Annotated in this window: 27 protein-coding genes and 1 pseudogene; 4 read left to right on the top strand and 24 right to left on the bottom strand. The window is 34.6% G+C overall.

Features of this window, described 5'->3' with window-relative positions; all coding sequences use genetic code 11:
* Nucleotides 1-44 precede the first annotated feature (44 nt).
* From E0Z07_RS15785 to E0Z07_RS15835, 12 genes are all read right to left on the bottom strand, one after another.
* The gene (locus E0Z07_RS15785) at nt 45-797 is read right to left on the bottom strand and encodes an MBL fold metallo-hydrolase (RefSeq protein ID WP_006258151.1); all 753 of its coding nucleotides are present in this window, start codon (nt 795-797) and stop codon (nt 45-47) included.
* 71 nt (nt 798-868) lie between these two features.
* Complete coding sequence (locus E0Z07_RS15790) at nt 869-1,699, bottom strand: helix-turn-helix domain-containing protein (RefSeq protein ID WP_006258152.1); 831 nt, start codon at nt 1,697-1,699, stop codon at nt 869-871.
* A gap of 128 nt (nt 1,700-1,827) precedes the next feature.
* Complete coding sequence (locus E0Z07_RS18095; RefSeq protein WP_006258153.1) at nt 1,828-1,992, bottom strand: hypothetical protein; 165 nt, start codon at nt 1,990-1,992, stop codon at nt 1,828-1,830.
* Nucleotides 1,993-2,058: 66 nt separating this feature from the next.
* The gene (locus tag E0Z07_RS15795; RefSeq protein WP_058699832.1) at nt 2,059-2,562 is read right to left on the bottom strand and encodes a hypothetical protein; all 504 of its coding nucleotides are present in this window, start codon (nt 2,560-2,562) and stop codon (nt 2,059-2,061) included.
* A gap of 70 nt (nt 2,563-2,632) precedes the next feature.
* Nucleotides 2,633-2,812, bottom strand: coding sequence for a hypothetical protein (locus tag E0Z07_RS15800; protein ID WP_081048739.1), 180 nt, complete (start codon nt 2,810-2,812; stop codon nt 2,633-2,635).
* Between the two features lie 190 nt (nt 2,813-3,002).
* The gene (gene bioA / locus E0Z07_RS15805; RefSeq protein ID WP_131540963.1) at nt 3,003-4,283 is read right to left on the bottom strand and encodes an adenosylmethionine--8-amino-7-oxononanoate transaminase; all 1,281 of its coding nucleotides are present in this window, start codon (nt 4,281-4,283) and stop codon (nt 3,003-3,005) included.
* A gap of 3 nt (nt 4,284-4,286) precedes the next feature.
* A complete protein-coding gene (gene bioD, locus E0Z07_RS15810; RefSeq protein WP_006258157.1) occupies nt 4,287-4,916 on the bottom strand; it encodes a dethiobiotin synthase in 630 nt (209 codons plus the stop codon).
* Entirely contained in the window at nt 4,900-6,021 is a 1,122-nt protein-coding gene (locus E0Z07_RS15815) for an aminotransferase class I/II-fold pyridoxal phosphate-dependent enzyme (RefSeq protein WP_131540964.1), read from the bottom strand. Before E0Z07_RS15815 ends, bioD begins: the two co-directional genes overlap by 17 nt.
* Nucleotides 6,022-6,024: 3 nt before the next feature.
* Complete coding sequence (locus E0Z07_RS15820) at nt 6,025-6,627, bottom strand: hypothetical protein (protein WP_131540965.1); 603 nt, start codon at nt 6,625-6,627, stop codon at nt 6,025-6,027.
* A 287-nt stretch (nt 6,628-6,914) separates the two neighbouring features.
* A complete protein-coding gene (locus tag E0Z07_RS15825; protein ID WP_131540966.1) occupies nt 6,915-7,748 on the bottom strand; it encodes a hypothetical protein in 834 nt (277 codons plus the stop codon).
* Between the two features lie 178 nt (nt 7,749-7,926).
* Nucleotides 7,927-8,847 carry a hypothetical protein gene (locus E0Z07_RS15830; RefSeq protein ID WP_233445990.1) on the bottom strand — a complete coding sequence of 307 codons (921 nt, stop codon included), beginning with the start codon at nt 8,845-8,847 and terminating at the stop codon, nt 7,927-7,929.
* Nucleotides 8,848-9,060: 213 nt separating this feature from the next.
* Nucleotides 9,061-10,998, bottom strand: coding sequence for a DUF262 domain-containing protein (locus E0Z07_RS15835; protein ID WP_058699827.1), 1,938 nt, complete (start codon nt 10,996-10,998; stop codon nt 9,061-9,063).
* Nucleotides 10,999-11,300: 302 nt separating this feature from the next.
* Here E0Z07_RS15835 and E0Z07_RS15840 point away from each other — a divergent pair, with 302 nt between their 5' ends.
* Together E0Z07_RS15840 and E0Z07_RS15845 are read left to right on the top strand one after the other, a co-directional pair.
* Nucleotides 11,301-11,489 (top strand): hypothetical protein, encoded by a 189-nt coding sequence (locus E0Z07_RS15840; protein ID WP_025125100.1) that lies wholly within the window; start codon nt 11,301-11,303, stop codon nt 11,487-11,489.
* 201 nt (nt 11,490-11,690) lie between these two features.
* Nucleotides 11,691-12,167 (top strand): hypothetical protein, encoded by a 477-nt coding sequence (locus E0Z07_RS15845; RefSeq protein ID WP_016649164.1) that lies wholly within the window; start codon nt 11,691-11,693, stop codon nt 12,165-12,167.
* A 268-nt stretch (nt 12,168-12,435) separates the two neighbouring features.
* Here the strand turns inward: E0Z07_RS15845 and E0Z07_RS15850 are convergent, their stop codons facing one another.
* The 9 genes from E0Z07_RS15850 to E0Z07_RS15890 all read right to left on the bottom strand — a co-directional run bounded on the left by E0Z07_RS15850 (nt 12,436) and on the right by E0Z07_RS15890 (nt 18,911).
* Nucleotides 12,436-13,149 carry a hypothetical protein gene (locus E0Z07_RS15850; protein ID WP_006263978.1) on the bottom strand — a complete coding sequence of 238 codons (714 nt, stop codon included), beginning with the start codon at nt 13,147-13,149 and terminating at the stop codon, nt 12,436-12,438.
* A 118-nt stretch (nt 13,150-13,267) separates the two neighbouring features.
* Entirely contained in the window at nt 13,268-13,666 is a 399-nt protein-coding gene (locus E0Z07_RS15855) for a four helix bundle protein (RefSeq protein WP_058699826.1), read from the bottom strand.
* 96 nt (nt 13,667-13,762) lie between these two features.
* Complete coding sequence (locus E0Z07_RS15860) at nt 13,763-14,458, bottom strand: HAD family hydrolase (protein ID WP_131540967.1); 696 nt, start codon at nt 14,456-14,458, stop codon at nt 13,763-13,765.
* Nucleotides 14,459-14,536: 78 nt separating this feature from the next.
* Nucleotides 14,537-14,932: a virulence RhuM family protein gene (locus E0Z07_RS15865; RefSeq protein WP_131540968.1), complete on the bottom strand. Its 396-nt coding sequence runs from the start codon at nt 14,930-14,932 to the stop codon at nt 14,537-14,539.
* A gap of 141 nt (nt 14,933-15,073) precedes the next feature.
* Complete coding sequence (gene darG / locus E0Z07_RS15870) at nt 15,074-16,108, bottom strand: type II toxin-antitoxin system antitoxin DNA ADP-ribosyl glycohydrolase DarG (RefSeq protein ID WP_131540969.1); 1,035 nt, start codon at nt 16,106-16,108, stop codon at nt 15,074-15,076.
* Between the two features lie 3 nt (nt 16,109-16,111).
* On the bottom strand, nt 16,112-16,735 hold the full coding sequence (darT, locus tag E0Z07_RS15875; protein WP_131540970.1) for a type II toxin-antitoxin system toxin DNA ADP-ribosyl transferase DarT: 624 nt from the start codon (nt 16,733-16,735) through the stop codon (nt 16,112-16,114).
* A 115-nt stretch (nt 16,736-16,850) separates the two neighbouring features.
* Nucleotides 16,851-17,828, bottom strand: coding sequence for a quinone oxidoreductase family protein (locus E0Z07_RS15880; protein WP_131540971.1), 978 nt, complete (start codon nt 17,826-17,828; stop codon nt 16,851-16,853).
* Between the two features lie 69 nt (nt 17,829-17,897).
* A complete protein-coding gene (locus tag E0Z07_RS15885) occupies nt 17,898-18,470 on the bottom strand; it encodes a Crp/Fnr family transcriptional regulator (RefSeq protein ID WP_006261476.1) in 573 nt (190 codons plus the stop codon).
* A 105-nt stretch (nt 18,471-18,575) separates the two neighbouring features.
* Nucleotides 18,576-18,911, bottom strand: coding sequence for a hypothetical protein (locus tag E0Z07_RS15890; RefSeq protein ID WP_039329963.1), 336 nt, complete (start codon nt 18,909-18,911; stop codon nt 18,576-18,578).
* A gap of 275 nt (nt 18,912-19,186) precedes the next feature.
* On the opposite strand from E0Z07_RS15890, the gene E0Z07_RS15900 reads away from it, so the two are divergent.
* Complete coding sequence (locus tag E0Z07_RS15900) at nt 19,187-20,182, top strand: IS110 family RNA-guided transposase (RefSeq protein WP_006261149.1); 996 nt, start codon at nt 19,187-19,189, stop codon at nt 20,180-20,182.
* Nucleotides 20,183-20,856: 674 nt separating this feature from the next.
* On the opposite strand, the gene E0Z07_RS15910 is transcribed toward E0Z07_RS15900, so the two are convergent.
* Nucleotides 20,857-21,807, bottom strand: coding sequence for an RNase H family protein (locus E0Z07_RS15910; protein WP_006263985.1), 951 nt, complete (start codon nt 21,805-21,807; stop codon nt 20,857-20,859).
* A gap of 290 nt (nt 21,808-22,097) precedes the next feature.
* On the opposite strand from E0Z07_RS15910, the gene E0Z07_RS15915 reads away from it, so the two are divergent.
* The gene (locus tag E0Z07_RS15915) at nt 22,098-22,316 is read left to right on the top strand and encodes a hypothetical protein (protein WP_016649158.1); all 219 of its coding nucleotides are present in this window, start codon (nt 22,098-22,100) and stop codon (nt 22,314-22,316) included.
* Nucleotides 22,317-22,526: 210 nt separating this feature from the next.
* Here the strand turns inward: E0Z07_RS15915 and E0Z07_RS15920 are convergent, their stop codons facing one another.
* Together E0Z07_RS15920 and E0Z07_RS15925 are read right to left on the bottom strand one after the other, a co-directional pair.
* Nucleotides 22,527-23,234, bottom strand: a complete 708-nt coding sequence (locus tag E0Z07_RS15920) for a carboxylesterase family protein (RefSeq protein WP_131540972.1) — start codon at nt 23,232-23,234, stop codon at nt 22,527-22,529.
* 120 nt (nt 23,235-23,354) lie between these two features.
* Nucleotides 23,355-24,329 (bottom strand): annotated as a pseudogene (locus E0Z07_RS15925) (3-oxoacyl-ACP synthase III family protein).
* Nucleotides 24,330-24,356 lie beyond the last annotated feature (27 nt).

The raw sequence follows: 24,356 nt of genomic DNA on the forward strand, positions 1-24,356 counted from the left end.
ATCAAAAGCACCTCAGTATAACTATTGAGGTGCTTTTTTATATACTATACTTCTAAAAACTCTTTTATATCGTGATAGCCATACACCACTACTTCTGGATACTGACTTATAAACTCCTTTATACGCTCTAATGACGCTATTCTTAAATCATTATCATCCGCTCTAGTACTCGTTAGTTGATGCATAGGGTGATTAGGATTACTGAGTTCTTCTCTTAAATAATAAGCATCCCCTATATAAAAATACCACTTCTCCTCTACTTGATAAATAATACCACAATGTCCTAAAGTATGTCCAAACAATGGAGTCAAATACAACTCTACTCCTTCTATCTGTATTCTTCTTACTTCTAATCCTCTCCATTGTTCTCCTGTAGTACTATACTGTATTATAATAGGCTGATGGAGTAAGAGTGTCTTTACATATCGAGGATTGTCAGATTGGTAATTTTGATACTCTTCAGAGGCAACATGTATAGAAGCGTTCGGAAAATCTACAATACCCGAGATGTGATCACAGTCTAGATGAGATACCACCACATCCGTTACCTTTCTAGGATCTAGACCTCGTTGTTTTAATTGCTCATATACGGCCATAGAAGGATCTAATCGGAGCCCAACAGCTGTTACTAATTCGGGTGAGAATCTAGATTGCACAGGATCGTTGTCCTGTACTCCTATTCCTACATCTAGTAGAACTAATTTATTTTCTATTTCTAAAACTGTACAGTGCCCGATGGCTCTATCTCCTGTTGGAGCATTAATCTCTACAGCATTCAAGTGATATACGTTGATCATACTATTTTTCTAAATTTAATTGAACAAAAATCAACTTATTTCAAGTCAAAAAATAGAATGATAACGCCAATTTACTCTACGCCAATTATTCTAAAGGGTATAGAAATATCTACCTGTGGAGTATCCATAAAATGGCTATTTTGAAGAAATGCTTTAGGTGAATCTCCTACAAATACCCGAAACTCTCTCCCGAAGTGAGATTGATCAGCATAGCCTACCTCGTACGCTACCTGAGTTAATGAGGTAGCTTGACTATTTTGCATAAAGTGTAATGCTTTCTGAAATCGTATGATTCTACTATAAGTATAAGCATCTATACCTACTATTTCTTTAAACTTTCTTTGAAAACTTCTCCTAGACATATTCACTTCTTCTGCTAGGCTCGTTGTATTAGCTAATTCACAAGTCTTATTTAGCTTTTGTATGATGTACTCTATCTCTTGATTAGAAGATGTTATAGCATATCTTAAGAAGTGATTTTCTAATATTTTAATTGCCTCTTGGGTAGATGTACTTTCATAAAGTTGTCTACACACTTCACTTGGCAAGAGATCTTCTGCATCTGCTAGCGTATTTGTCAATTCTGTAGTATGAAAACCGAATATCTTTTTAAAAGCAGTAGGATGCAAGTCTACTCCTAGTACAGTAGCTTTATGAGCAAAGTAATTAAGACAAGGATTATCGCTCTTTTGACCATAGATAAAAGACTTAGGCAAAGCCTTTTGATTTTCCTTATTGTACAATACTGATCGATTCTGAAACAGCTGTATAATGATCCCTGTATTTCCAGAAGCGATTATGCGATACACCCCTTCCCCTTCTATTAGATCTACTTCTCCATGCCAGAATCTACTTACGATACCTCTGAGCTCTTTTCTAGGCAAACAGTACTTTACATTCATATCTTATAAATCCTATTCAATCAATTAAACTACTAAAAATAGTATTAATCTCGCGTTTCTACAGTCGAAAAAACTCCCTTTTTCAAACAAAAAGCCGATAGAATCATCTATCGGCTTCTTTAATTATATTATTCCTTATGTTGACTTTTATAGATAAGATAGGCTCCTAATATCACCCCTAATAGAGCTAATAGAACCAAGAATTCTTCAGGTGTATTGCCATTTAGTCCACCAATACACATCCCTAAAAAGAGAACCGCTATCGCGATAATACCCCATCCTATAATCTTCATCTTCTTTTCTTAAATATGATTCCTAAATTTGCTTACACTATAAATAAGTCATCTTATACTGTTTTACTAAAAGTGTCTATCCCAATTATTCTCTAGGATTACGCTATTAGCATAATAGACGCAGTGTTTCTCTTGTATAGCTCTCATCTCTCCACATTCAGGACAAGTTGCCTGAGCCGTATCCTCATTCACGTGATTCTGCAATTCTTCACTATCATCATAACACTCTCCTCCTAACCCTCCTAGAGTGATAGTATATCTATAGCCTCTCTCACTCATAAATGAGCACTCCCCATCTGTAATGTTTTGAGTAGAGAAGTTCACATCGTCTAGCCATCCTTCACTAGGCCAGTTGATATGTACTAAGTTTCCATCCTTCACCTCTACACTTACCTGATAAGTACTACTACTCTTTGTATAAGGGTTTTCATACATCACCTCAGCACAATACACTCCATCTTTATAATAGTCACTCTCACCATAAATGGTAAAACCGTGTGACCCGGCACTTTTTTTACAAGCGAATAACAATAATGTCATACTTGCAAACAACAGAATTATTTGTTTCATTATCCTATTTAAAATACCTCAACCTATGTAAGACCTTGCCCTAGCCTTGTACTACGTACTAAAAATGAGTCTACTTACACACTCCACAGCTATTTCCTTTCTGAGAGCAGTGCTTACAGTATTTACAATTCTTACACGCTTTACAATTCGAAGATCCTGTACAGGTAGCATAAGTTACAGAACTATAATTTCCTGCAAACACTAACATACTTAATACAGATACACCAATCAATAAACTACTGTTTATCATATCCTCCTATTTTATATTTAGGTACTCGATAAAACAACAATGATGCCAAGCAATTTACGTCTCTTTTTCCTCGTGCTAAAAGCGGTGCAAATGTATCAAAGGAACTGTGAAAAAAAACTTAAATTTATAAGCTTTTTTACTCTTTTTAAAGAGACCTGTTTCTTTTGTTTTGACACCTAATACAGAACAGTTATATCATCTCTAAAGCCTCTAATATACAGCTATATATATACGCTAGATCTTCGTCATTCGTACAGTATGGAGGTACTAGATAGATGATATTACCTAGAGGTCTCATCAGGACTCCTCTCTCTAAGAAGAAAGGATATAATATATCATGCATATCACTAAAATAAGAAGTACATTCTGTTGTTTTCCATTCCATCGCAAAAATAGTTCCGCATTGACGCGCATCTTGTACTTTAGGATGCTGTTTTAATTGTTGTATAAACCCTTTGTGTTGCTCTACAATACGATTAATATGATCCTGTGTATCTTTAGACAACAAGAGATCCATACTTGCTAAAGCTGCTGTACAGGCTAAAGGGCTTGCCGTAAAAGAATGTCCGTGAAATAGTGCTTTAGTCTTATCATCTGCATAAAATGCTTGATACAGATCTTCTGTACAAGTAGTAATCCCTAAAGGTAAAGTACCGCCTGTAAGCCCTTTTGAAAAACACATAATATCAGGCGACTCACTAAGGTGATTAGCGGCAAAAAGCTGTCCTGTTCGCCCAAACCCTACGAATATCTCATCTTGGATTAAGAGTATATCCCTTTCTTTACAATAGTTCATTAACGCTGATAAGTGTTCTGCCTTGTGCATTAACATTCCCCCTGCCCCTTGTACTAAGGGTTCATAGATAAAACAGATTGTCTCTTCTGCATATGTGCCAATGGTCTTCTTTATACTCTCTAGATTCTCTGCTGTGGGCACCTCTATAAATAAAACCTCAAACAACATAGCTCCAAAAGGATCTGTCCATATTCCTCTACCACTCACAGACATTGCCCCAAAAGTATCTCCGTGATACCCATTGTTAAAAGCAATGATTTTATTCTTCTTACCGCCTTTATTATAATTAGCCTGAATAGCCATTTTTAAAGCAACTTCTATCGCTGTAGAGCCATTATCTGTATAGAATGCCTTAGTCTGATTAGAAGGCAATAAGGCTAATAATCGCTCTGATAACTCTATAGCAGGCTGATGTGTAAATCCTGCAAAGATTACTTGCTCTAGAGTGGTTAATTGTTCTGTCAATTTCTGAGCAATATAAGGATGTGAGTGCCCATGTAGAGTCACCCACCAGGATGATACTGCATCTATATATCTCTTGTCATTCGCATCGTACAGATAGCTCCCTTCTCCTCTTACAATAGGTATAATATTTTGAGCTGTTTTCATCTGAGTATAAGGATGCCAATTCACAGTATAATCGCGTTCTATTAAATTATCTTGTCTATTTTTCATTTGTTATTTTTGTGATGAAACACTTGCTAATTCAAGTGCTGTTAACATAACTGCTTCTTTAGTAATCTCTTCTAATGCCGGTATGTGTATTAATTGTGTATCTCTGTCTATGAAGTTCTTTATCGCCTCCAATGAATAAGGGTTAAACGCTCCATTTAACACGAGGTAATCGATAGGAATATTCCTTGTTCTCAATGCTTCTATCGATAACATCGTATGGTTAATACACCCCAAATAGTTTTTAGTTACTAATGCAACAGGAATCTTTAAATGTTGAATTAAATCAATCATATAAGTAGAAGAATTAACCGGAACAAACAATCCTCCTGCTCCTTCTACAATGAGATTATTCACAGTGTCAGGTAGCGTAAAATCACTTAATTGCATATTTACATTTTCTTTAGCTGCAGATTCATGAGGCGAAGCGGGTAACTGTAGCCTGAATCTTTCTCTATGAATAGTCACATGCTCATTCCACTGTTGTATTTTCATACTATCTGACTCATGTAGATCTCCAGACTGAATAGGCTTCCAGTAATCAGCCTTAAAATAATGCGTTAGAATAGCAGAAGTAACTGTTTTACCTATTCCTGTATCAATACCTGTTACAAATAGTTTAAGGGGTTGTGTCATTTCTTTTTATAATTTCAAATAATAAATTCATTTCTTCTTTTGTATTAAAGACATGTAGACAGATCCTCATACGCTCTGTACCTTTAGCCACTGTAGGAGCCTTAACGATATAAGTATTGAGATTGTGGAACAATAAGTCTGCTTGAAAGCTTGGGATATCTCGAATTCCTTTAAGGGTAAGCACTTGTATAGGACTTGGAGTAGATGCAATCCCTTTAGGAGATAGTTCTGCATAAGTCTTGATAACACTTTCTAATTGTAGTGATAGCATAGGATGCTTCTCTAAAAAAAGATACGCAAGCTTAATACTCATGCCCATCAAAGCATTAGGAGCTGTACTATAAATAAAAGAAGAAGCAAAGTTTATAAGAGAATCTATCAACATCTTACTGCCCAATACAGCAGCACCATGTACGCCCATCGCCTTGCCATAGGTCACGAGAGTTGCCCATACACCAGTCTGTAATCCTAAAGAATGTACTCTGCCTAGGCCGTATACTCCTATGGCATGAGCCTCATCTACTATTAAGTAAGCACCATAACGCTGTGACAACTCTACTAACTCCTCTAAGGGAGCTAAATCTCCATCCATAGAATATACGCTCTCTACGGCTATGTAGATATCTCCTGTTGCCTTATTAAGTAGGCGCTCTAGATCTTCTAAATCATTATGTCTAAACTTCCACTTTCTCACTCTTGACAATAGACATCCATCGTGCGCAGACCGATGTATCAGTTCATCTACGATAACAGTATCTCTTGCAGTAGGTAGATTACCTAGTAGAGCTAAATTAGCCTGATAACCAGAATTAAAAAGAAGTGCTCCCTCTACGCTATGCCTAGTTGCTATATACTCTTCTACTTCTTCTACCTCCTTCGTATTTCCACTGATTAATCTAGATCCTGTACTGCCACTTAACAGAGCTGGATTATCTACTACCATATCTAATAAAACTTGCTGAAAAGCACTATTTCTACTCAAACCTAGATAGTCATTCGACAGGAAGTCTATTGCTGTTGTATCCCTAAGCTGTAGACTTCTATAATTCTGGTCGTGAAGCCGCTCTGACAATCGCTGTTGTAGATTATAAGGTAGTGTATTCATACCTTAATTAATCGCTTTAGCAATAGCCTCCATCCACTCTTGACAAAGCGATTCTTCATACTCTACAATGATATCAGCATAGTATTGCCAATCAGGTGAAAACATCTCTAACTGAGAAATCATCTCTTCTAAATGCCCTTGTTCTTCTGCTATAATTGATTTGACCATGACCTTAGAACCAGATCGATCTAAAACACCTTGATAAATAGGATATAATTTGTCCGCTCGTACCTCTATGGCGTGCGTAACCAATAGATAAGCAGCGAATTTTAAAGGTGCTCCATGAAGTCCAAGTGACTCTTTTAGATATCGAACGCAGAATACATCTAATCGTTGTAGATACTGTTGAGTCTGAACAGGTGCTAATAGATTAGTGGTATCATAGTGCTCAGGAAAACAAACTTGTAGTTTCTTAATTTGTTTTTTTAAGTAATAGGCATGCCTATGTTCTTCTGCCGCATGCTTTAATTGTAAAAAGGTAACTTGATACGGATTTTCACAAGCGGATATTTTCCTCGCCCCTGTGTTCTCCATAAAGGATAAGGCATTTAACCATTTGCTGTGTAGCTCATCGCTCGCTACGATTACTTCTAATAGTTGTTCCATTTTGTGTTCGTTTAAGCCACAAAACTAGAAGGACTAACTGAATCACCACAAGACCACTTTTAAGATAAATACTAGTCCGGATACTATCATACACTCTACCGAGAAGATAGTACCTCTTCTATCTCCGTGATATATCAGTGCCCCATATGAATCTATTCCATCCTAAAAAGGTCTTTTAACTAATATGTATCAGCTATTCTACACTGTTTATAACTGTAGACAGTAAGATGAAGAAGATTAATTATACATCTACAGACTGAGTTTATAATTCAGAAGACACACTAGTATTACTTCTCCCTGCGTTGCATCTTATAGTGTAGTTTTAAGAATGGAATGGTATAAAAACTAAAGTAGTGATCTGTTTGTAGCTTTCCATCAGCATCTACATACATATGGAGGCTCTCATGTAAAGCTCTAACAAATTTCACCCAATGCTTCCCTTTGTGATTCGTAACATAAAAGTAAAACCCCACATCGCCAAATTGCTTACCATTGCTCTGTAAGAGTAAGCTTCCATCTTCTTTAACCTCCTGATTGAGTAATACTGTAGCATTGCCATTGGGCAACGGAAAAACTACTTTAAACAATTCTTTATCCTTACTAGGAAGATAAGCATGTGTATAAATACCAGAGAACAACGTCTGACCTGTTTCTTTGACCTTTCGATACCAAATCGTCCAGACCGTTTGTTCTTTTTTCTGAAGTTTTATTATTTCGCTTTCTAGCCCTTTGGCTAGACTCCTAGTATTGGTGGGTATATTCAGTTGCTGTAATCTCTTACTAAACAACCATCCTAATAACGTACCAAAGGGTTTAAAAACACCTTTCCACTCACACCAAACCTCGAAATCGTAATCTGATGTATGGGTGTAGAAGTCTATGATCTGTGGATGTAATCTACCGCGCTCTGATGCTGTAAAATCTAGTACATTGATATCTTCTATAAGTCCACTTCCAGCTTGATTAATAATTACATCATACTGACCAGCTAATCTGTCAACATAAGACTTATCGATAATCTTCCTATCACCAATAACTCCTTCTATCCAAGGCATCTGGGTGATATCAATGCGCCTTCCAAATAACTTTACCCAGAGCTGAGTAACCCAATCTTGTAACATACACGTCCATTACTTTATCTAAAAGTACTCTTTTTCTTAGAAAAGACCTATTCTGTATCAACCCTAAAAACTCTGCTCTGCCTAATCTGCTATTCTATGAATAACTAGTTACCCTAAAGCCTATCTGCTTTAAGCAACTTCATTCATAAATCAATTGTTTTGTATATCTAGCAACGAATTATTCGTCTACAGGCTGAGTTGTTACCTTAGTAGATAAATATGTCCTATAAATATAAACAGCTCCAAATGAAAATGTCACTACAACAAAAGTAGCGATAGGCAAACTCATCACCTTCTCTGCAGGAAATACATAAACTAAAAATGGAAAAGCGTATACCGCAGGCACTCGCATCTGAAATAGTTGAGACAAACCATACATCATAATCAACAATAGAAATGCAAGCACCAACCAATGCTCAATATACTGATATAATACTACTCCTATGCTAATAGCTAATGTAAGAATAGCGATTTGCTTAACCATGATCTTCAGTGAATACATCTTCATATTTAAAGATTCGTACAGTACTACAGCTATAGGAGGGATAATAGCCATCTGCTGGTTACCTGAATAATAAGCCACTACCATCCACAACAGATTAATAGCAATATAGGGATACATCATCTTTGTATTGACCTTCCCTTTTGAGTCAATCCCTTTATTTAAGTCTAATACATACACCACAATCATCAGTACAAAAGTAGTTACCAATATGGCATAGATAAATGACCACGCATGAGCATTAGTCACAATAGGAAGAAAACCAGTAGCTAATGCAGGTGGCAAACTATAATTAATTACTTTCATCAGTACTAACATCAGTATCAGTACAATCAACAACTTAGAGATATAAGGAATAGCTAACATATTTAGCCCAAACCCCATTAACGCTGTTAGTGAAGGAAGAATAAATATCTTATCAGGCTGTCTCAGCCATGCTTTCTCCTGGAATACCCATAGCCCCACAGCTAGCGCTGCTATCTCTGGCAAGACAATCTCTGGATCCTGAAAATACACTGCTCCACATACCATCAGTAGTATGAATACAAATGCTAAAATATAGTGATATACCGTTGTTTTATTTGCTAAGTTCATCATCTTCATTACTTATTTGAAGCAAAATTAATTGAACTAGAGCACAAAGTGCTTATATAATTTTGTGTTTTTGTTATATGGAACGTGATGTTGTGAAATCGTGAAGGCGTGATGTTGTTTAGACTATTACATCAACACAAGTATATCTCATCATCTAAGTACATTATGGCGAAAGCCAAACATTCCTAATTCCTAATTTTGAATTCCTAATTAAAATCACACTTCATCTAGTAACAATCTCTTCATCTCTGTCTCTTGAATCATCGGTAATTCCCAATGTTCAATGAAAGCCTCCATCATCTTACGTCCTCTAGTCTCTATATTTTCCTTATTCCAGGTAGGGTATTCTAAAAGGTCTAACTCTAACTTACTTACTCGATACTCGTGCTTTACAGCATTCTGTACTTTGTGTTGTATCTTGTCGAAAGGATTCGCTTCATAGCGGTTATATGCTAAGAACATATTCCCTATCGAATGGCTATAACGGTCACGATTGACCTTTTGCATGGTATTGATGTCTTTATACGTACTTCTTACCTCATAATCATCTTCCTCTGGATAGACTAAGTACACTTTAGGTTCGGTCTGTTCTAATAAACCTCCCATACGCTCTTCTATGCCTTTTAAGAAATAGTCTAATCCTGCCCAAGTCTTAAATCGTCCTCCTTTATGGATATGACGAATTACCTCTTTCCATCTGAAGTGCTCTACTCTACTCTCCATCAACACATTGATCAAGTATTCATTATTATGCGCACGTCCACGTAGATAGTAAAAATTAATATCTCTGAAAGTATCCTCTACATTCAGCGTAGAGTTGTTTCCTTGGAGCAAGAAGCACATGATATTATGGCGTTCCATCGCAAAGAACAAACGCTCTATACTAGCCAAGCGCTCTTGTAGCTCAAAGTCTGATAGTCCATGATCTTCCTTCACAGGCAAATCTCTCATCAATACAGCCAATACAAGGTTAAGCATATACTTACCGTATCCTCTAGGGAAATTAGACAATCTTAGTAATGACTTCTGTATCGCAGGAGTAGTCATATACACAAAGTCTTCATCTGTATCTACAGCATAAGGATTATTAATAAAATACCACAGCGCTACTGCCTTGCGCATACTTTCAAGCCATTGGGTAAGTTCACTATAATCAGCGTAATTCACGCTTCCCGTCTCTTGTTGATCTAGCTGAAAGTCGATGGTAAACAAATGCTTCTGATAAGACTTAAAGTCTGTAGATACCATCTTAGAATGAGAGAAGTACAACAACCAAAAAGCCTTTAAGAAAGCATCATCATCCATAGCCTGTGTAGGGTTTCGCCCCAGCCATTTATAGACTTCTAGCCAACTCTGATTAACCTTTTTACGACTGCGGTCTATTGTACTTGCTACTGTCAACTGCTTAGAGACGATATAAAGCACCCTATTTTTCAGACGTTCTAGACTTGATAATTGTTTTCCTCTAAAGTTTAGCGTCTCGAATACCATAGACACGTCTAATGGGCGCTCCTTAGACTCATTTAAGTTCAATATAGAAAACAATAAATGCTTAGTCAGCTTCTCTATCCAAAAGACTAATTCGACCTCTGTAAATGCTTTAATTCGCTCATTAAAGAATGCTTTTGCAAAAGATAGATTATGCGTGTATAAGGTTTCTGTTTCTTCTGCATCATAATCAGTATCGTTAAATATCTCTCTGATTAAATAATTATGAGAAGGAACATCTACATGGTACCCAAAAATATAGCGATAACCATCTGCTTCTTTAACCTTAAAATAGTGTTCTGTAAGTCGTTGTTTGAGTGGGCTATCCTCTAATGCCATCACTAACTCTGACAACAAGATCAGAATCGTAGTCAGGCGTTGCTGCCCATCTACAATATTATACCCCTCATAGTCACTTCCTTCTATCACTAACTTTCCTCCTCTTACCACGAACCCCTCACGTCTAATACATTCGGTATCAAACTTGCTGAAGTCAGTCACCGTAAGAATACCCGTAAAGTGAAAAGCATTGCGGTTGTGATGGGTATTGTTCAGATCACCCCACAATTCTTCTAACTCCTTCTTCGTCCACGAGTAACCTCGCTGATAATCAGGAATACGAAAGACTTTACCTCTAAAAACTTCTTCGAAAGTGATAATGTTCATACTATAAGTGCTTACCTATTTTTAAGGGATGCAAAAGTAGACAATATCACATAGATGGGCTAATGAATTATAATTAAGGATAGTAGTTTAACAAGTGATAAACACAAAAAAAACTAATATTAAGTGCAATCACCTAAATTCGCCTATTGAGATTGATTTTGAACCTGGTAAAATAGAGTATATTTATACTCCCTTAGGAGAGAAAACAGAGAAAGGAGTTTTTACCTACAGCAGAAAACTTTTTAAATGCTAAGACTAATACTTATGCGTATCAATTTAAAGGTCATCTAGACAATCTAAGGTTGTCTTATAGTGATAAGAGTAAAAATAATATAATTGAAGCAAATGAGATTATAGAAGAAACAAACAATTATCCTTTTGGATTAACTCATAAGGAGTATAATCAGAAGGATGATACTTTAATGAAAGACTATAAGTATCAATACAATGGTAAGGATATTACAAAAAGGATTAGACATATTTTTCATTAGAAGGAAGCCAATTTACCTATCAAAATGAAAAGATAAACAACTAAACGAGGATTGTTCTAATCTTATAAATTACTGTACAAATAATGTTAATGTTGCTGATTCAGCTACTTTTGACCAAATTCATATTTCGAAGATAGTGAGCGTAAAACAATGAAGAACCTGTTGATGATAAATTAACAATTAATCTATTAACTAAATAAAATGATACCAAATAAAAAACTAAAAATATTTTCATATAGCGCTTTAGTTCTAATAATATACTTTATTAGTTCAATTCTTATTGATCCTAATGGTTTTTTTATTCAAAATCAAAAAATAAATAGTGTTCCAAAAGAAAAAGCTATAACAAATAAAACTTTTATAGAAATACTTGAACCTCAACTTGTTTACGTAAATCAAATGAAAAAAGATTTTTATGTTTACACATACAACTATAGCTATTTGAAAAGTTATGGAATACTACAATTATTCAAACATAGAGTTATTATAGATAAACAATGTTATTATAAATTCATTATCGCTGATTCTTTAATAGATCTTTCTGAATTTGAGATTCAATATAATGATTTAAAGACTAATCTTTTTAATGATATTGAAGGCTTTAATACAATGAAAAGCAATGATGTTATGATAATAATCAAGTACAAAGATATACTTATGTACAAGGCATTATATTAAAACATCCACTAATAGCTAGCCTTATGATGTGACATATATAAGAAGTAATTCTTTTTATATTGTTGTAAAAGAGGAAAAGACATAGGGAGTTTAGTTTATCAGTATTTACCTTACCAATACCTATTCTAAGGAATGAATAGGGATTAGATGCATGATAAAGCCATACTGTCTCTGTTAAAAAGCCTGTTTTAACGGAGACAGTACGGACTCACTACGGACTCATCCGCATTTAAACAAAAAGAGCTACCTCATCAGTAGCTCTTCTCATTTACTCTTTAAGCATTAGCTTATATTCTCTTTTATTACTCTTAGGATTAATATCTATAAACTCATACTGATCGATATTACTCAGTACTTGTTCAAATCGCTTTTTTGCTTCTTCTAAAGCCCAAGTCGTAGGAAAGTAAAAACCGTCAAACTTGCTCTCTGTAATATCTGCTTTAAACTCGTGGATATAATCATAAAAACCACCATAGGCTAGGGCTATCACCCCTGACCACTGTATAGCATAATGCTTATTAGCCAATGGTGTAAAGCTAATGGTATGATTCGCCGAAAGGTCATGGCCTAGTAGGTAGATACCAAAAGCCAATTCAGACTCTAACATATCATCTGCTAAAGGAAGCGGATTAAGTACAAACTCTCTATTATCTAATAAATCAAAGCTAAAAGGTGTGGTACCATCAGAAAGGAGAAGTCCTCCTTCATCTGACCAGTACGTAGAAGACAATGTACACTGGTGATAATTATCCCACACAATTCTAGATTGCCACTCGCTCATACTGGTATACTCTGCATCATCGTCGAAGTCCTCTTCCTCATCTTCTATATACTCTTCTCCTTCACTTAGATAATAGTATTTTGACTTTAGGTGTAGGTCAAACCACAGTTTGCCTGATTCGTCTAAACGACCTGCCCAAACAAACTCTTCTAACAGATGGGGTTTAGGATAGGCACTGTCGATAAATGTAATTGTACTCATGTATGCGCTGCTTAACAAAATATTGATACGGTCAAAGCTACAAATATCTAGAGTAGTAATACAAGCTTTTTCTTTTAAAAACAGAGGTAAAACTCTATGTTTATCACGACTTCTATTTTTAAGTAAATCGATAGTGTAACAGTCTATAATAGTTCGCTGTTCTACTTTCGAACAACTGTTTCCCTACAAAATCAAAGATGATATTCTTTAAATCTAATAGGGATACGATGTCTTCATTGATTAAAAACCCTAACTGTCCACAGAGCAAAATCTGTTTCTCTAAAGTCATACAGCAGTTAGAGATATCATCTAAGTAACAGACAAAATCTTCTTCTATCTGACTCTTTAACCCCAAACCGATATACAAAGAAATCATCCCACTAATCTCTCTCATCTTAGCGATCGCTCCTAGATGATCCTCTTTAAAGTTCTCTAAAGTTAGTTTATAGATTGTTAACTTTAGTTCTAATGATTTAATCAACATCGCATCTCGTTGATATACACTCACAAAGCTCATAACAAATAGTTTATAGATTAACTATACTACTACCATTACAATACCAAAGAAAGCATTTCTATGTGAACAAATTGTTATGTTTTGAGTTAATATAGACTATGATTTCAAGTAGTCTACTACTTCTCTGATGTTCTTTAACTGTCTATAGTTTTCATAAGCTAGCTCTTCCTCTACTACTTCGTGTGCCCAGGTCACATGAAAAGGAACGTGTAGTGCTGACCCTCCAAGTTCTAACACAAGGATAATATCAGACTTAACTGAATTTCCTACCATCATAAACTCCTGGGGTTGACAAGAGAGCTTACTTACTAAATTTCCATAATCCAATATCTGCTTATCACTCATTACCTCTACATGGTCAAAATACTTCGATAGGGAAGAATTCTTTAGTTTTCGCTCTTGATCTAATAAGTCACCTTTAGTCGCTAGTACTAGCTTATAGGTGCCATTTAGTTGATCTAGTGTTTCCTCCACTCCGTCTAAAAGAGTGATTGGCTTATCAATCAGTTCATGTCCTAACCCCAAGATGCGGTGCATTAATACATCTGTCATTTGAGCTCCTGTAATCTGAGCTCCAGTTTCTAATAAACTCAATAAAAAACTCTTCGCTCCAAAGCCATATCGATCTAGATTTCGCATTTCTGTCTCAAAAAGGACTTTAGACACTTCTTCTGCTGGTAAATAATCTTTTAGAAGCTCGCAGAAAGCGTGTTCTGTCTCTTGGTAGTATATTTCATTATTCCAAAGTGTATCATCAGCATCAAATGCTATAATCTGTATATCTTTACTCATATTCTATTTCTTTATACCTTGTCAAATATAAAGGTTGACTAGCAATTCTAAAAAGACTTTTGTCTTTCTTCATTTATTCTACTGATGTTCATCATCTAATACAAATCCCCTTATCAAATACTCCCTCAATACTCCATTAGCCCACTTTCTGAATTGTGTCACTTGTACAGAATTAACCTTATACCCCACAAATAGTATCATTTCTAAATTATAGAAGTTAGTCTTATAGTTTTTACCATCAGAGGCAGTATGTGCAAATTTTGCACATACTGAATCCTCTTCTAATTCACCGTCTTTTAATACATTAGCAATATGCTTTGTGATAACACTTCTATCAACACCGAATATCTCACTCATTGTCTTTTGTGACGCCCAAATAGTCTCTTGATTACTATCAACTATAACTTGAACACTTGTTTTACCTTCTTTATTCTGATAAAACAGAAAATTCGAAACGTTGCTTTCTTCTTTCATAGTATATATTTGTAAGTAGTACTTAATCAATTCTTTGCAATCTACTCTATTTTATACACTTACTCTTTAAATACATTGCTCTAAATAATAGCAAAAGCCCATCATGTGATGGGCTTTGATTGTTGATACTTACATAATTAATTAGCTAATCTCGTCTAAATGCTGAATACCTAATTCTATCATTTTAGTATTATTCGCAAATAACTTTCGTTTACGTGAATTCCAATTCATTAAGTAATTAGAAATATCTTCTAATGAGTCTACTTTCTTCTCTTGTTTAATAAAATCAATAGTTGATAACAACTCTAATGCAAAATTGGAATAATATCCAGATAAAAAGTCTTGTGTTCTATGTACTATATCCAAATACTTTCTATTATTCTCTGTATTTAAATAATCTAACACTGCTTTTTCGTCTTCTAAATTAATCCCTAATATTTCGAAAGGTTTCTTATCCTTAGTAACATATCCAGTGATATAACTATTATTCAAGTAGTACAGTACATGTCTAACCTTGCCAGAATAAGGACCGTAATGTTGAGCATTAAACTGAAGCTTGAACTCTTCTCTTGCTCCAAACTTCTGTAAGAAATAAGCTATTTTTTCTGCAGAGAATTCTGACACAAACTCACCTTGTTTAACCAAATCGTACAAGACGGCTAATAACATTGCTCGTGCTGGTGTCAGACTTACTTTATCCTTATTAATTTTCTCTTGAATCACACTGGTTGGTTGATAAACCGATATCTCACAATGAACATCATGAAGATAGTACTCTATTCTCTTCTGTACTTCTCCCCAATCTAAACCACCATTTCCTGCTCCTAAAGCTGGAATGGCAATAGATGTGATATTATATTGAGCTATAATTTGTTTTAAGTCAACCAATCCAGCTTCTATATAACTATATTCTGAAGGTTTACGCCAAGTGGTTTTTGTAGGAAAATTGACAATTATCTTCTGACCTCCTAACAATGTCTCTTCTTTAAAAACAAATGATTTACCTATAGCTATCTCATTATTGTCACAAGCCTTTTTATAAGCTTTAAAATTCTCAGGAAATTGATTTTTAAATTGTAAAGCAATCCCCTTCCCCATCACTCCATCGAGATTCACTGTATTGACTAAAGCCTCTGCTTTACTCTCCAATAAATTTCCTTCTATATACTCTATCATCACTTAAAAATAATATCCTCGTTTTATCACAATCTTACTTTCTTCTACCCCACTATTGATTAACTTCTTTCTAGCTTCCTCATTATAACATACATACCCTATTATAAACTCCTTAGTTAAATCACCATCCAATAGCAACTCAGCCTCCTTTCTTCTCTTTTTGTCTACATCTTCTTCATCAAACCAATATTTAGATGCAACTGCATTAAAGTCAACCAATTCATTTACTTCTCCTATTCTGTCATTTTCATAATATGAAGTCAATGCACTGTTTGCTTGACCATCTGTAAATAAAAACGCTTTTTGACAATCTAAGATCTTTTGAATAGATGTCACACAATATACAATATCAATAGGGTTTACTTTTTTTACTCCCATGTATCCCTTTTGAATTACATATAACATAGGAGTACAGAATCCAAAATAAAAAGGTAGATAACTTCCTATATGTCTACCATTATTTAATAATCTATTAGCACGAACAGTGATAATTTCTTTATTTCCAATAGGAATGTAATTTGGATTACTATTCTCTGAATCTACATGTGTCAATCCATTCATTGCAATATGACTCACATTATCTATATGTGTCATTCTATACACCCATAGTTTACTAAAGTTAATCATCGTAATTCTTGCAAATTTATATATTTCTTATCTGCAATTTAATGATTATAACGACAAAATACAATTAGACATACTAATTAAACATAACCTAATCAAATACAACAGTATTATTCTCTTACTCTGTTATCATCACCAATCTTTTTCCACTGCTAAGAGGTATATCCCATACCTCACTTATCTCTTGCCACGGATAACTCACTGTCTCAAGGCGTAACTTCCCTGCTACTGCAAGGTCAAAAGCTTCTGGTAACAATACTTTAAAGAAGCGAACCATCTCTTCATCTGTCCAACTGCCTATTCCAGATCCTAATAGCATAATGTCCGTTCCCCTTAGTATAGAAGAAGACAACTCCATCATATCACCAGACATCGCTCCTACATTGACAAAACGAGTTCTATGCTGATACTTGCCTTTACCTTTTAAAGCTGATAATATAGCTGAGGCGCTATCTCCCCATAAGTAATCGATCACCACATCGATAGGCGTTTCTTGATGTACTTGACTAAATGCTGTTACTAGAGTTTCTTTATTCTGATGCAGACTGATCACCTCATCTGCTCCCAGTTCCTTTAATGAGGATAATGCTTCTTCATTGCGCCCTGTCACGATTACTTTACTCGCTCCATAATGCTTGGCCATTTGTACAGCTACTTGCCCTGTGACACCTGTAGCTCCATTGATCAGCACTACTTCTCCCTTTTGTAACCTGGCTCTGACTACCATAGCGATCACAGACCCCATAAGGGCATTAGGCATAGCAGATGCCATTGCTAAATCTATTCCTTTTGGCAAGGGTACTAATTGATTCTTATCTACAATAGCGTACTCACTTAACATCCCCTGCAGTCCAAATCCATAAGCCATGGTTCCGTCTGGAAGCTCCCCTACTCCGTCTGTTCCGATAACAAAAGGAGCAAAAGGTTTAGTGCTCACCGAATAATGCTTGCCACTGGCGATAGCTCTATCGAGATTCTTAATCGAAACTGCCTTAATCTTCATCAACACTTCTTCTGATGAACTTACTTCTACAGGCTTAAAATCGGTAGTATATACTGGATTCTGTCCTTTTTCTTTTACAATAACTGCTTTCATATCTCTTTATTTTATAGAGACAAAAGTATTGGATAGCAACCGTGTATATCGATAACAAATGTTATCAAATTAGGACTTTAGTAGCTTGCTTTTGATACGGCTTAAGTGAACCTTAGATATTCCTATATAAGAAGCGATATAATGCTGTGGAATACGTTGTATAAGCTCTGGTCTACTCTCATAAAGTTTGAGATAACGCTCCTCTGGGGTTGACTGTACAAAAGATAAGCTGTGATTCACATAGTCGAATGTTCGCTGAAAAATCACATCTATAAACATATCTCTATACTCTGATATAGCTAAAGATTCTTCTAACAGAGGCCTTATATCTTCTTTATCTGCTACCCATACTACTGTGGGTTCTATTGTCTCAAGGGTAAATTTACTAGGCATCCCTCTCCAAAAACTCTCAATAGATGAGACCATACTGTTCTCTAAAAAGAATTGAAAAGTCACCTCATGTCCGTCTTTATTAATCCAAACACGCAGACATCCCTTACTGACCCAAAATACTTTATTCGCTATCGCTCCCTCCTCTAACAATACTGTTTTAGCAGGATACACTTCCTCTCTAAAATAAGGTTTATACTTATTGATAAACTCTTGACTAAGTAAAGAATCTTTATCTACTTTTTCGAACATGACTTACAATGTTTGATAACTTGTATTTATACATTACTAAAGTAATGATTTTACCCCTTCAGGCAAATTATAAAATCAAGCCCATCATACGATGGGCTTATTTATTTATATCCTTAGAAGTAATTTATCCCACTCATTTTCTTCCTCTTCGATAAGACTACTAACAATCGCATTAACAGCATCAATTCTTTCTATTAAAGTGTCTATGATCTCTGCTTCTAATACACCTAGGGCCTTAGTCAACATTAAACAGGTATGCAATAGAGCACATTCCCTTCTCGTGCTCTCAAGTTGATCACTTAATATACAGTTTTCAAAGGTGGATAATTCTATACTCAAAGGAATCTTTAACACCCGCTCTCGGATATAAGCAATTAAATCTGCATGATTAGAACTCTGATCTACTACAGACTCCTTATACAGGTAAGTAACTAGGTCCATTGCCTTCTCCCAAGCTTCTAAGGCCTTTTCTGGTTTCTTTTTTAACCCGGATTACCTTTAGATTTGTTGAATAAGAAAATGATAATTTTATAGAAGTATAAAAAAGCAACCAAATCAATAAAGTGAACCAACCGGATTCCCAAGTTAATTACTTAGAATGCGACTAGGACTTTGTTGATTTTACTAAAAAGTATTAGACTAGTAATTAAGACGTTTGGGTCTAGTATTAAGGTTTAGATGATATTTAGTATTCGGTTGCCTTAAATAATTATCATATGGACAAATTTACACAATTTATCGGAATCGACATTTCAAAAGAATATTTTGATGCATCAATTTATGTAGAAGTAAGCAATTATAAGCACAACCAGTTTGCTAATACCAAGAAAGGTGTATTACAATTTATAAAATGGATGAAAGGTGAAGGTTGTTTAGTTGATAATACTTTGATCTGTATGGAACATACAGGGATTTATAAGAACATTTTAGTTAGAGAATTACAAATTAAAAACTGTAATATCTGGGTAGAGATGGCTTACAAGATTATTAGAAGTAGTGGAATACAAAGGGGTAAAAATGATAAGGTAGATTCAGCAAGAATAGCATTATATGCTAAAAAGAATCAAGAAGAGGCAGCTTTGTTTAAAGCATCTGATCAAGTAATAGATAAGATACAAGCATTATTAGGGCAACGCGAAATGAGTATAGTTCATAAAACAGCAATGAATGTAAGAACAAATGAATTAAAGGACTTTAATGCTGAGTTGTATAAAACACTATGTGCTAATGAAAAAGCTTCATTAAAAGCCTTAGAAGAGATGATCAAGTTAATAGATGAGCAATTAGATATTCTTTTAAAAGAGAATCAAGAAATTAAAGAGATTTATGATTGTGTTACATCTGTTGTTGGTATTGGTCCTATTACAGCTATGTTCTTAATCTGTTATACTAATAGATTTACCTCATTTGATGAAGCTAGACAATTAGCATCATACTGTGGAGTAGTCCCTTTTGAGTATACCTCAGGTAAGTGTGTAAAAGGGAAACCTAAAGTACACTTCATGTCAAACAAGAAGCTTAAAAAGCTTTTACATATGTGTGCATTATCAAGTATTAGGCATGATCCTGAGATGAAGAGTTATTATGAGAGAAAGGTGGGAGACGGAAAACACAAAATGCTTGTATTAAACAATGTAAGAAACAAATTAGTACAACGTATATGTGCATGCGTGAAAGACAAAAAAATGTATGTAATGAAACAAGTAGCTTAATCAAAAGCTATACATAACGGATATAAATATAGAGGATAATATACATTATTCCAGGTATATCTATGTCTTAGATTATTGAATTATTATCAGAAAAACGAAATAAATATTATGAATTATTATTTGCTTTTATCATAGTAATCGAGATAGACATATAAACGAAAAGTAATTATACAAAATAGCTCTGAATTAGTGAGTAAAGCATACTATAGTATGGTTTTAGAACTAATGAAAGAGATATGAAGTAGAATTACTTTGTAGTATATGGCTAATGCGGAATCAGGGTTAAGCATAATGAATAATTTTTAGTTCATTATATTACATCTAAAACAATACCAACTAAAGATAATTAAGATGAACAAATCGTTAGGAGAATATTATGATTGATTACTAAGCGCTTAATAATTAATAACAATAATCCGATTAATCACGAAGTCAAAAAAGGGAATAAACAGGTGTAAATAGAAGTAAAACGGAGTTCGATATTTATATCTAAACACAATGGGTATAATGACTTACAAAGTTTATGTGCTATAAATTTGCTCTCTTCTTTCCGAGTTGTTCCCAAAAAGTACGGTTTTAGGGAGGTCTTGAAAGCATTTCGGAAACAAGACTAAGCCATGACAGCAATCTGAAAACATTTAAAACAAGTTTTCACAAAACAAAATCATCCCAAATTATCTATGAAAATACCACTGATAAAAATCGGTATTAAAAGTATCAATCTTACAGTTCGGAATAATCTGTTTTAGCACTCCTTCTTGATGCTGTTTACGCAAGAAGCGGTTAAAGAGTACTGGATGAGGAAAGCGTTCTTTTAAAGTCTTATTTTTACGTATTTCATCGTATAAGTCGGTAGAACGCAACTCTACTTTAGTAGGTTGATCTGCAAAGTATTGATTCAATTGATCTCGGATAGTCACTAACAATTTAATATCACTAGGCATTCTAGTAAATACTGTTGGACGAGTATGGCTTTGACTCTCTTCTGTTTCTTCCTCCTCGTCTTCGTGCTCATCCTCTATCTCATCTAAAGACTCATATACAGGCTCATAAACAATCTCTTCTTCGGGTTCCTCTATCGTATCTAATACCACCTCTATCTCTGCTACACGATGCTCATCTATCAAATCGTGTAACTTGTACTGTAACTCCTCTAGATAAGCTCTATACACCTCATCTATCAGTAAGTTGGGTTGTAATAGTATAGCAGCGCCTACATCTCTACACTCTACTAGTTGAGGATACTTTTTATAATTAGACACATAGTTAAAGGTTAATTTATGTCTCTCCATCTGAACTGCAAAGCGCATCCATAGATCAACATTCAATGGAGGCTCTCCATCTGCTTTTAACCAATCATTGTATTTCCAATTTAATACCCATCCTTTCTCAAAGGTATTCATCACATACTTAGAAGTTGCATAAATAGTCACCTCTGCTCCTTCTTTAATCTGCTCTAACCCCTTCACAATAGCCATAAGCGAAATACGAGATTGAGAGTTTTCTATAAACCCTTCTGCAAATGTTTTGCATTGATCACCTATACACAGCATATTAGCATACGCCTTAGCATCACTAGAAGTATCTATCTTTACACGAGTATATAGGTCTATTTTATATTTCATATCTATTAAGGGTATTTGAGTACTTAAAGATAAGGACTTCTGAGTAAATCACAATAGAAAACCTCTTAGGAATTAAGAATATTCCCCCTTACATATTTATAACTTAAAAAGTGTTTTTCATATCAATATCTCAAAATGACAAAACAAAACTCTCATTTTCAAAACACAATACGCTAGGCTATAGCTATAAGGATAAAACATAAAACTGCTCTCTAAATAAATATAAAGTTGTTAATTTACAGTATAGTTTTGGTGGTATATAAAGTACTTATAAACTTAAAAAAAATGTTATGGCAGAGCATGGAAGTATCCTTATTTATCAGACAGAAGATGGCCTCGCTAAGATAGAGACCTGTTTAGAGAACGAAACAGTATGGCTAACTCAAGCCCAAATGGCAGAATTATTTCAAAAAGATAGAACTGTCATTACCAAACACATAAAGAATGTATTTGAAGAAGGTGAACTAGTAGAACAAACCAATGTGCAAAATTTGCACATTGCAAATTAAGACAAACCTGTCAAGTTTTATCATATCTGTAGGTTATAGAGTAAAGAGCATTCAAGGAACTAAGTTTAGACAATGGCCAACTAGATGACATCTCCAGAGTAGAAGAAGATTTTATAGAGTATATCTTAAAAACAGCGAAGACATTAGCCAATAATATGTAAATAAAACACCCAAAGCTTTTTGACTTTGGGTGTTTTGTTTATGTTATACTTAGATTTCTTCTTTGTTTTCTGAACTAATTGAGGCATTACTCTTCACATGTTGTAATAACCAATTATATACCTCCATGTGTCTATATAGATCCTCTACACTACCATGCGTACCTCCTTTGACTACTTGTAGTTCTACAGGCGCTTTTTTATCACACTTTTGGATTGCAGTCATTATCTTCTTAGACTCTTTTAGTGGTACGATAAAGTCTTTATCACCATGAATAAGCTTAATAGGGATATTAGTCACTGCACAGGCATCTCTTTCTTCACCTCCTCCACAGATAGCGATAGCAGCAGCTATACGATTAGGATACTTACCAGCATATTTCATCGTACCATATCCTCCTAAGCTCATTCCTGTTACATAAATGCGACTCTCATCGATATTATAATTTGTAATCATATAACTTACAATTTCGTCAATCTTATCCGCATTCCATGGCCCAGAAGGCAATTGAGGAGCTACTAAATAAGCTGGGATATCTAATCCTTTCTCTATTCCTTTTAGCGCACCATATCTCTTTACCCTATCTATATTGGTTCCCGAAAGACTTCTCCCGTGTAAGAAGATAATGAGAGGATTCTTTTCTTCTACGACTTTAGGTTCGTTTAACCAAAATTGATAAGTCGTTTTATCCAAAATAGCTTTGGGTTGAGCAAAGGTCGTCAATGAGACTAGACAGATTAATACCGTGAGAAATTTCATAACTTTTTTTGAAAGTAAATATACTTGTAATCTGGTAATTTCAAAACAAAAAAATCACTGTAAGTATTGAATATACTGAGTTTATCCTTATGTAAAGTTAGATAACTAACATCTAAATACTTAGTATTTCCACAACATTAAACCAGCCTGATACCCTGCCCCTAATGTCCACATTAAAAAATAATCTCCTTCTTTTAGAGGTGTTCCTTCTTTCTGATACTGATGTAAAGCTAAAAAAGGACTAGAAGCTCCTGAATAACCAAACTCTTTCGAATAAAAAGGTACTTTTTCTTCTGGTAATTGATAATGTGATTTAATCATCTTAATATTTTTCAGTGATAACTGAGAGAATAAGAATAAACTGATATCTTCTATTTTCAGATCGTTCTTTGCTAAAAAGACCTCTATTTTATCTAAAGCAAACTCCACACTTCCGCTTCCATCAAATGATGTATCCCACATTGTCAATTCATCAGATAAAGAACAAGAATGTCCTTGAGGCGGATACAGAACAGTATCACAAAAACTACTATCTGTATGATACATAACGTCTACTAATCCAGATGTAGTAGTCTCTTTCTCTACTATAAATGCAAAAGCAGAATCTGAAAAACAAAAAGCTGTTACAGGGTTTTGGCTATCTAAAATACGAGATAACTGATCAGAACAAACTACTAAAGCATTTTTAGCTCTACTACTGCTATTGAGATAATGCGTCACTTGATCTAATGCTACAAAAGCCCCAATACAATTAGCGTTAATATCATAACACATTGTATTATTCTTTCCTTGCAAAGCTTGGTGTATAAAAATAGAGTCACAAGGTATCTGATGCTCTGGAGTACAAGTCACAAAGACAATAATATCTATTTCTTCTATTGAGATACCACTTTGTTTTAAAACTCCTTTTGCCGCCTAAATTCCCATAGAAACCGTAGTTTCATTTGACTCTTTAGCGACTACAAATCGATTATATCTACCAAGTGCTTCTTGTATCTTTTTCATAGAGACACCTTGGCTTTCGAATTGTTTAATTACTTCCTCATTACATTCAATATTAGAGGGATGATAAAAATACGTGTGTTGCAATTTCATATTAAAATGTTTTTTGATTATTACTTT

Origin of the sequence: Myroides odoratimimus (genome assembly GCF_004337635.1) — a bacterium.
Taxonomy (GTDB): domain Bacteria; phylum Bacteroidota; class Bacteroidia; order Flavobacteriales; family Flavobacteriaceae; genus Flavobacterium; species Flavobacterium odoratimimum.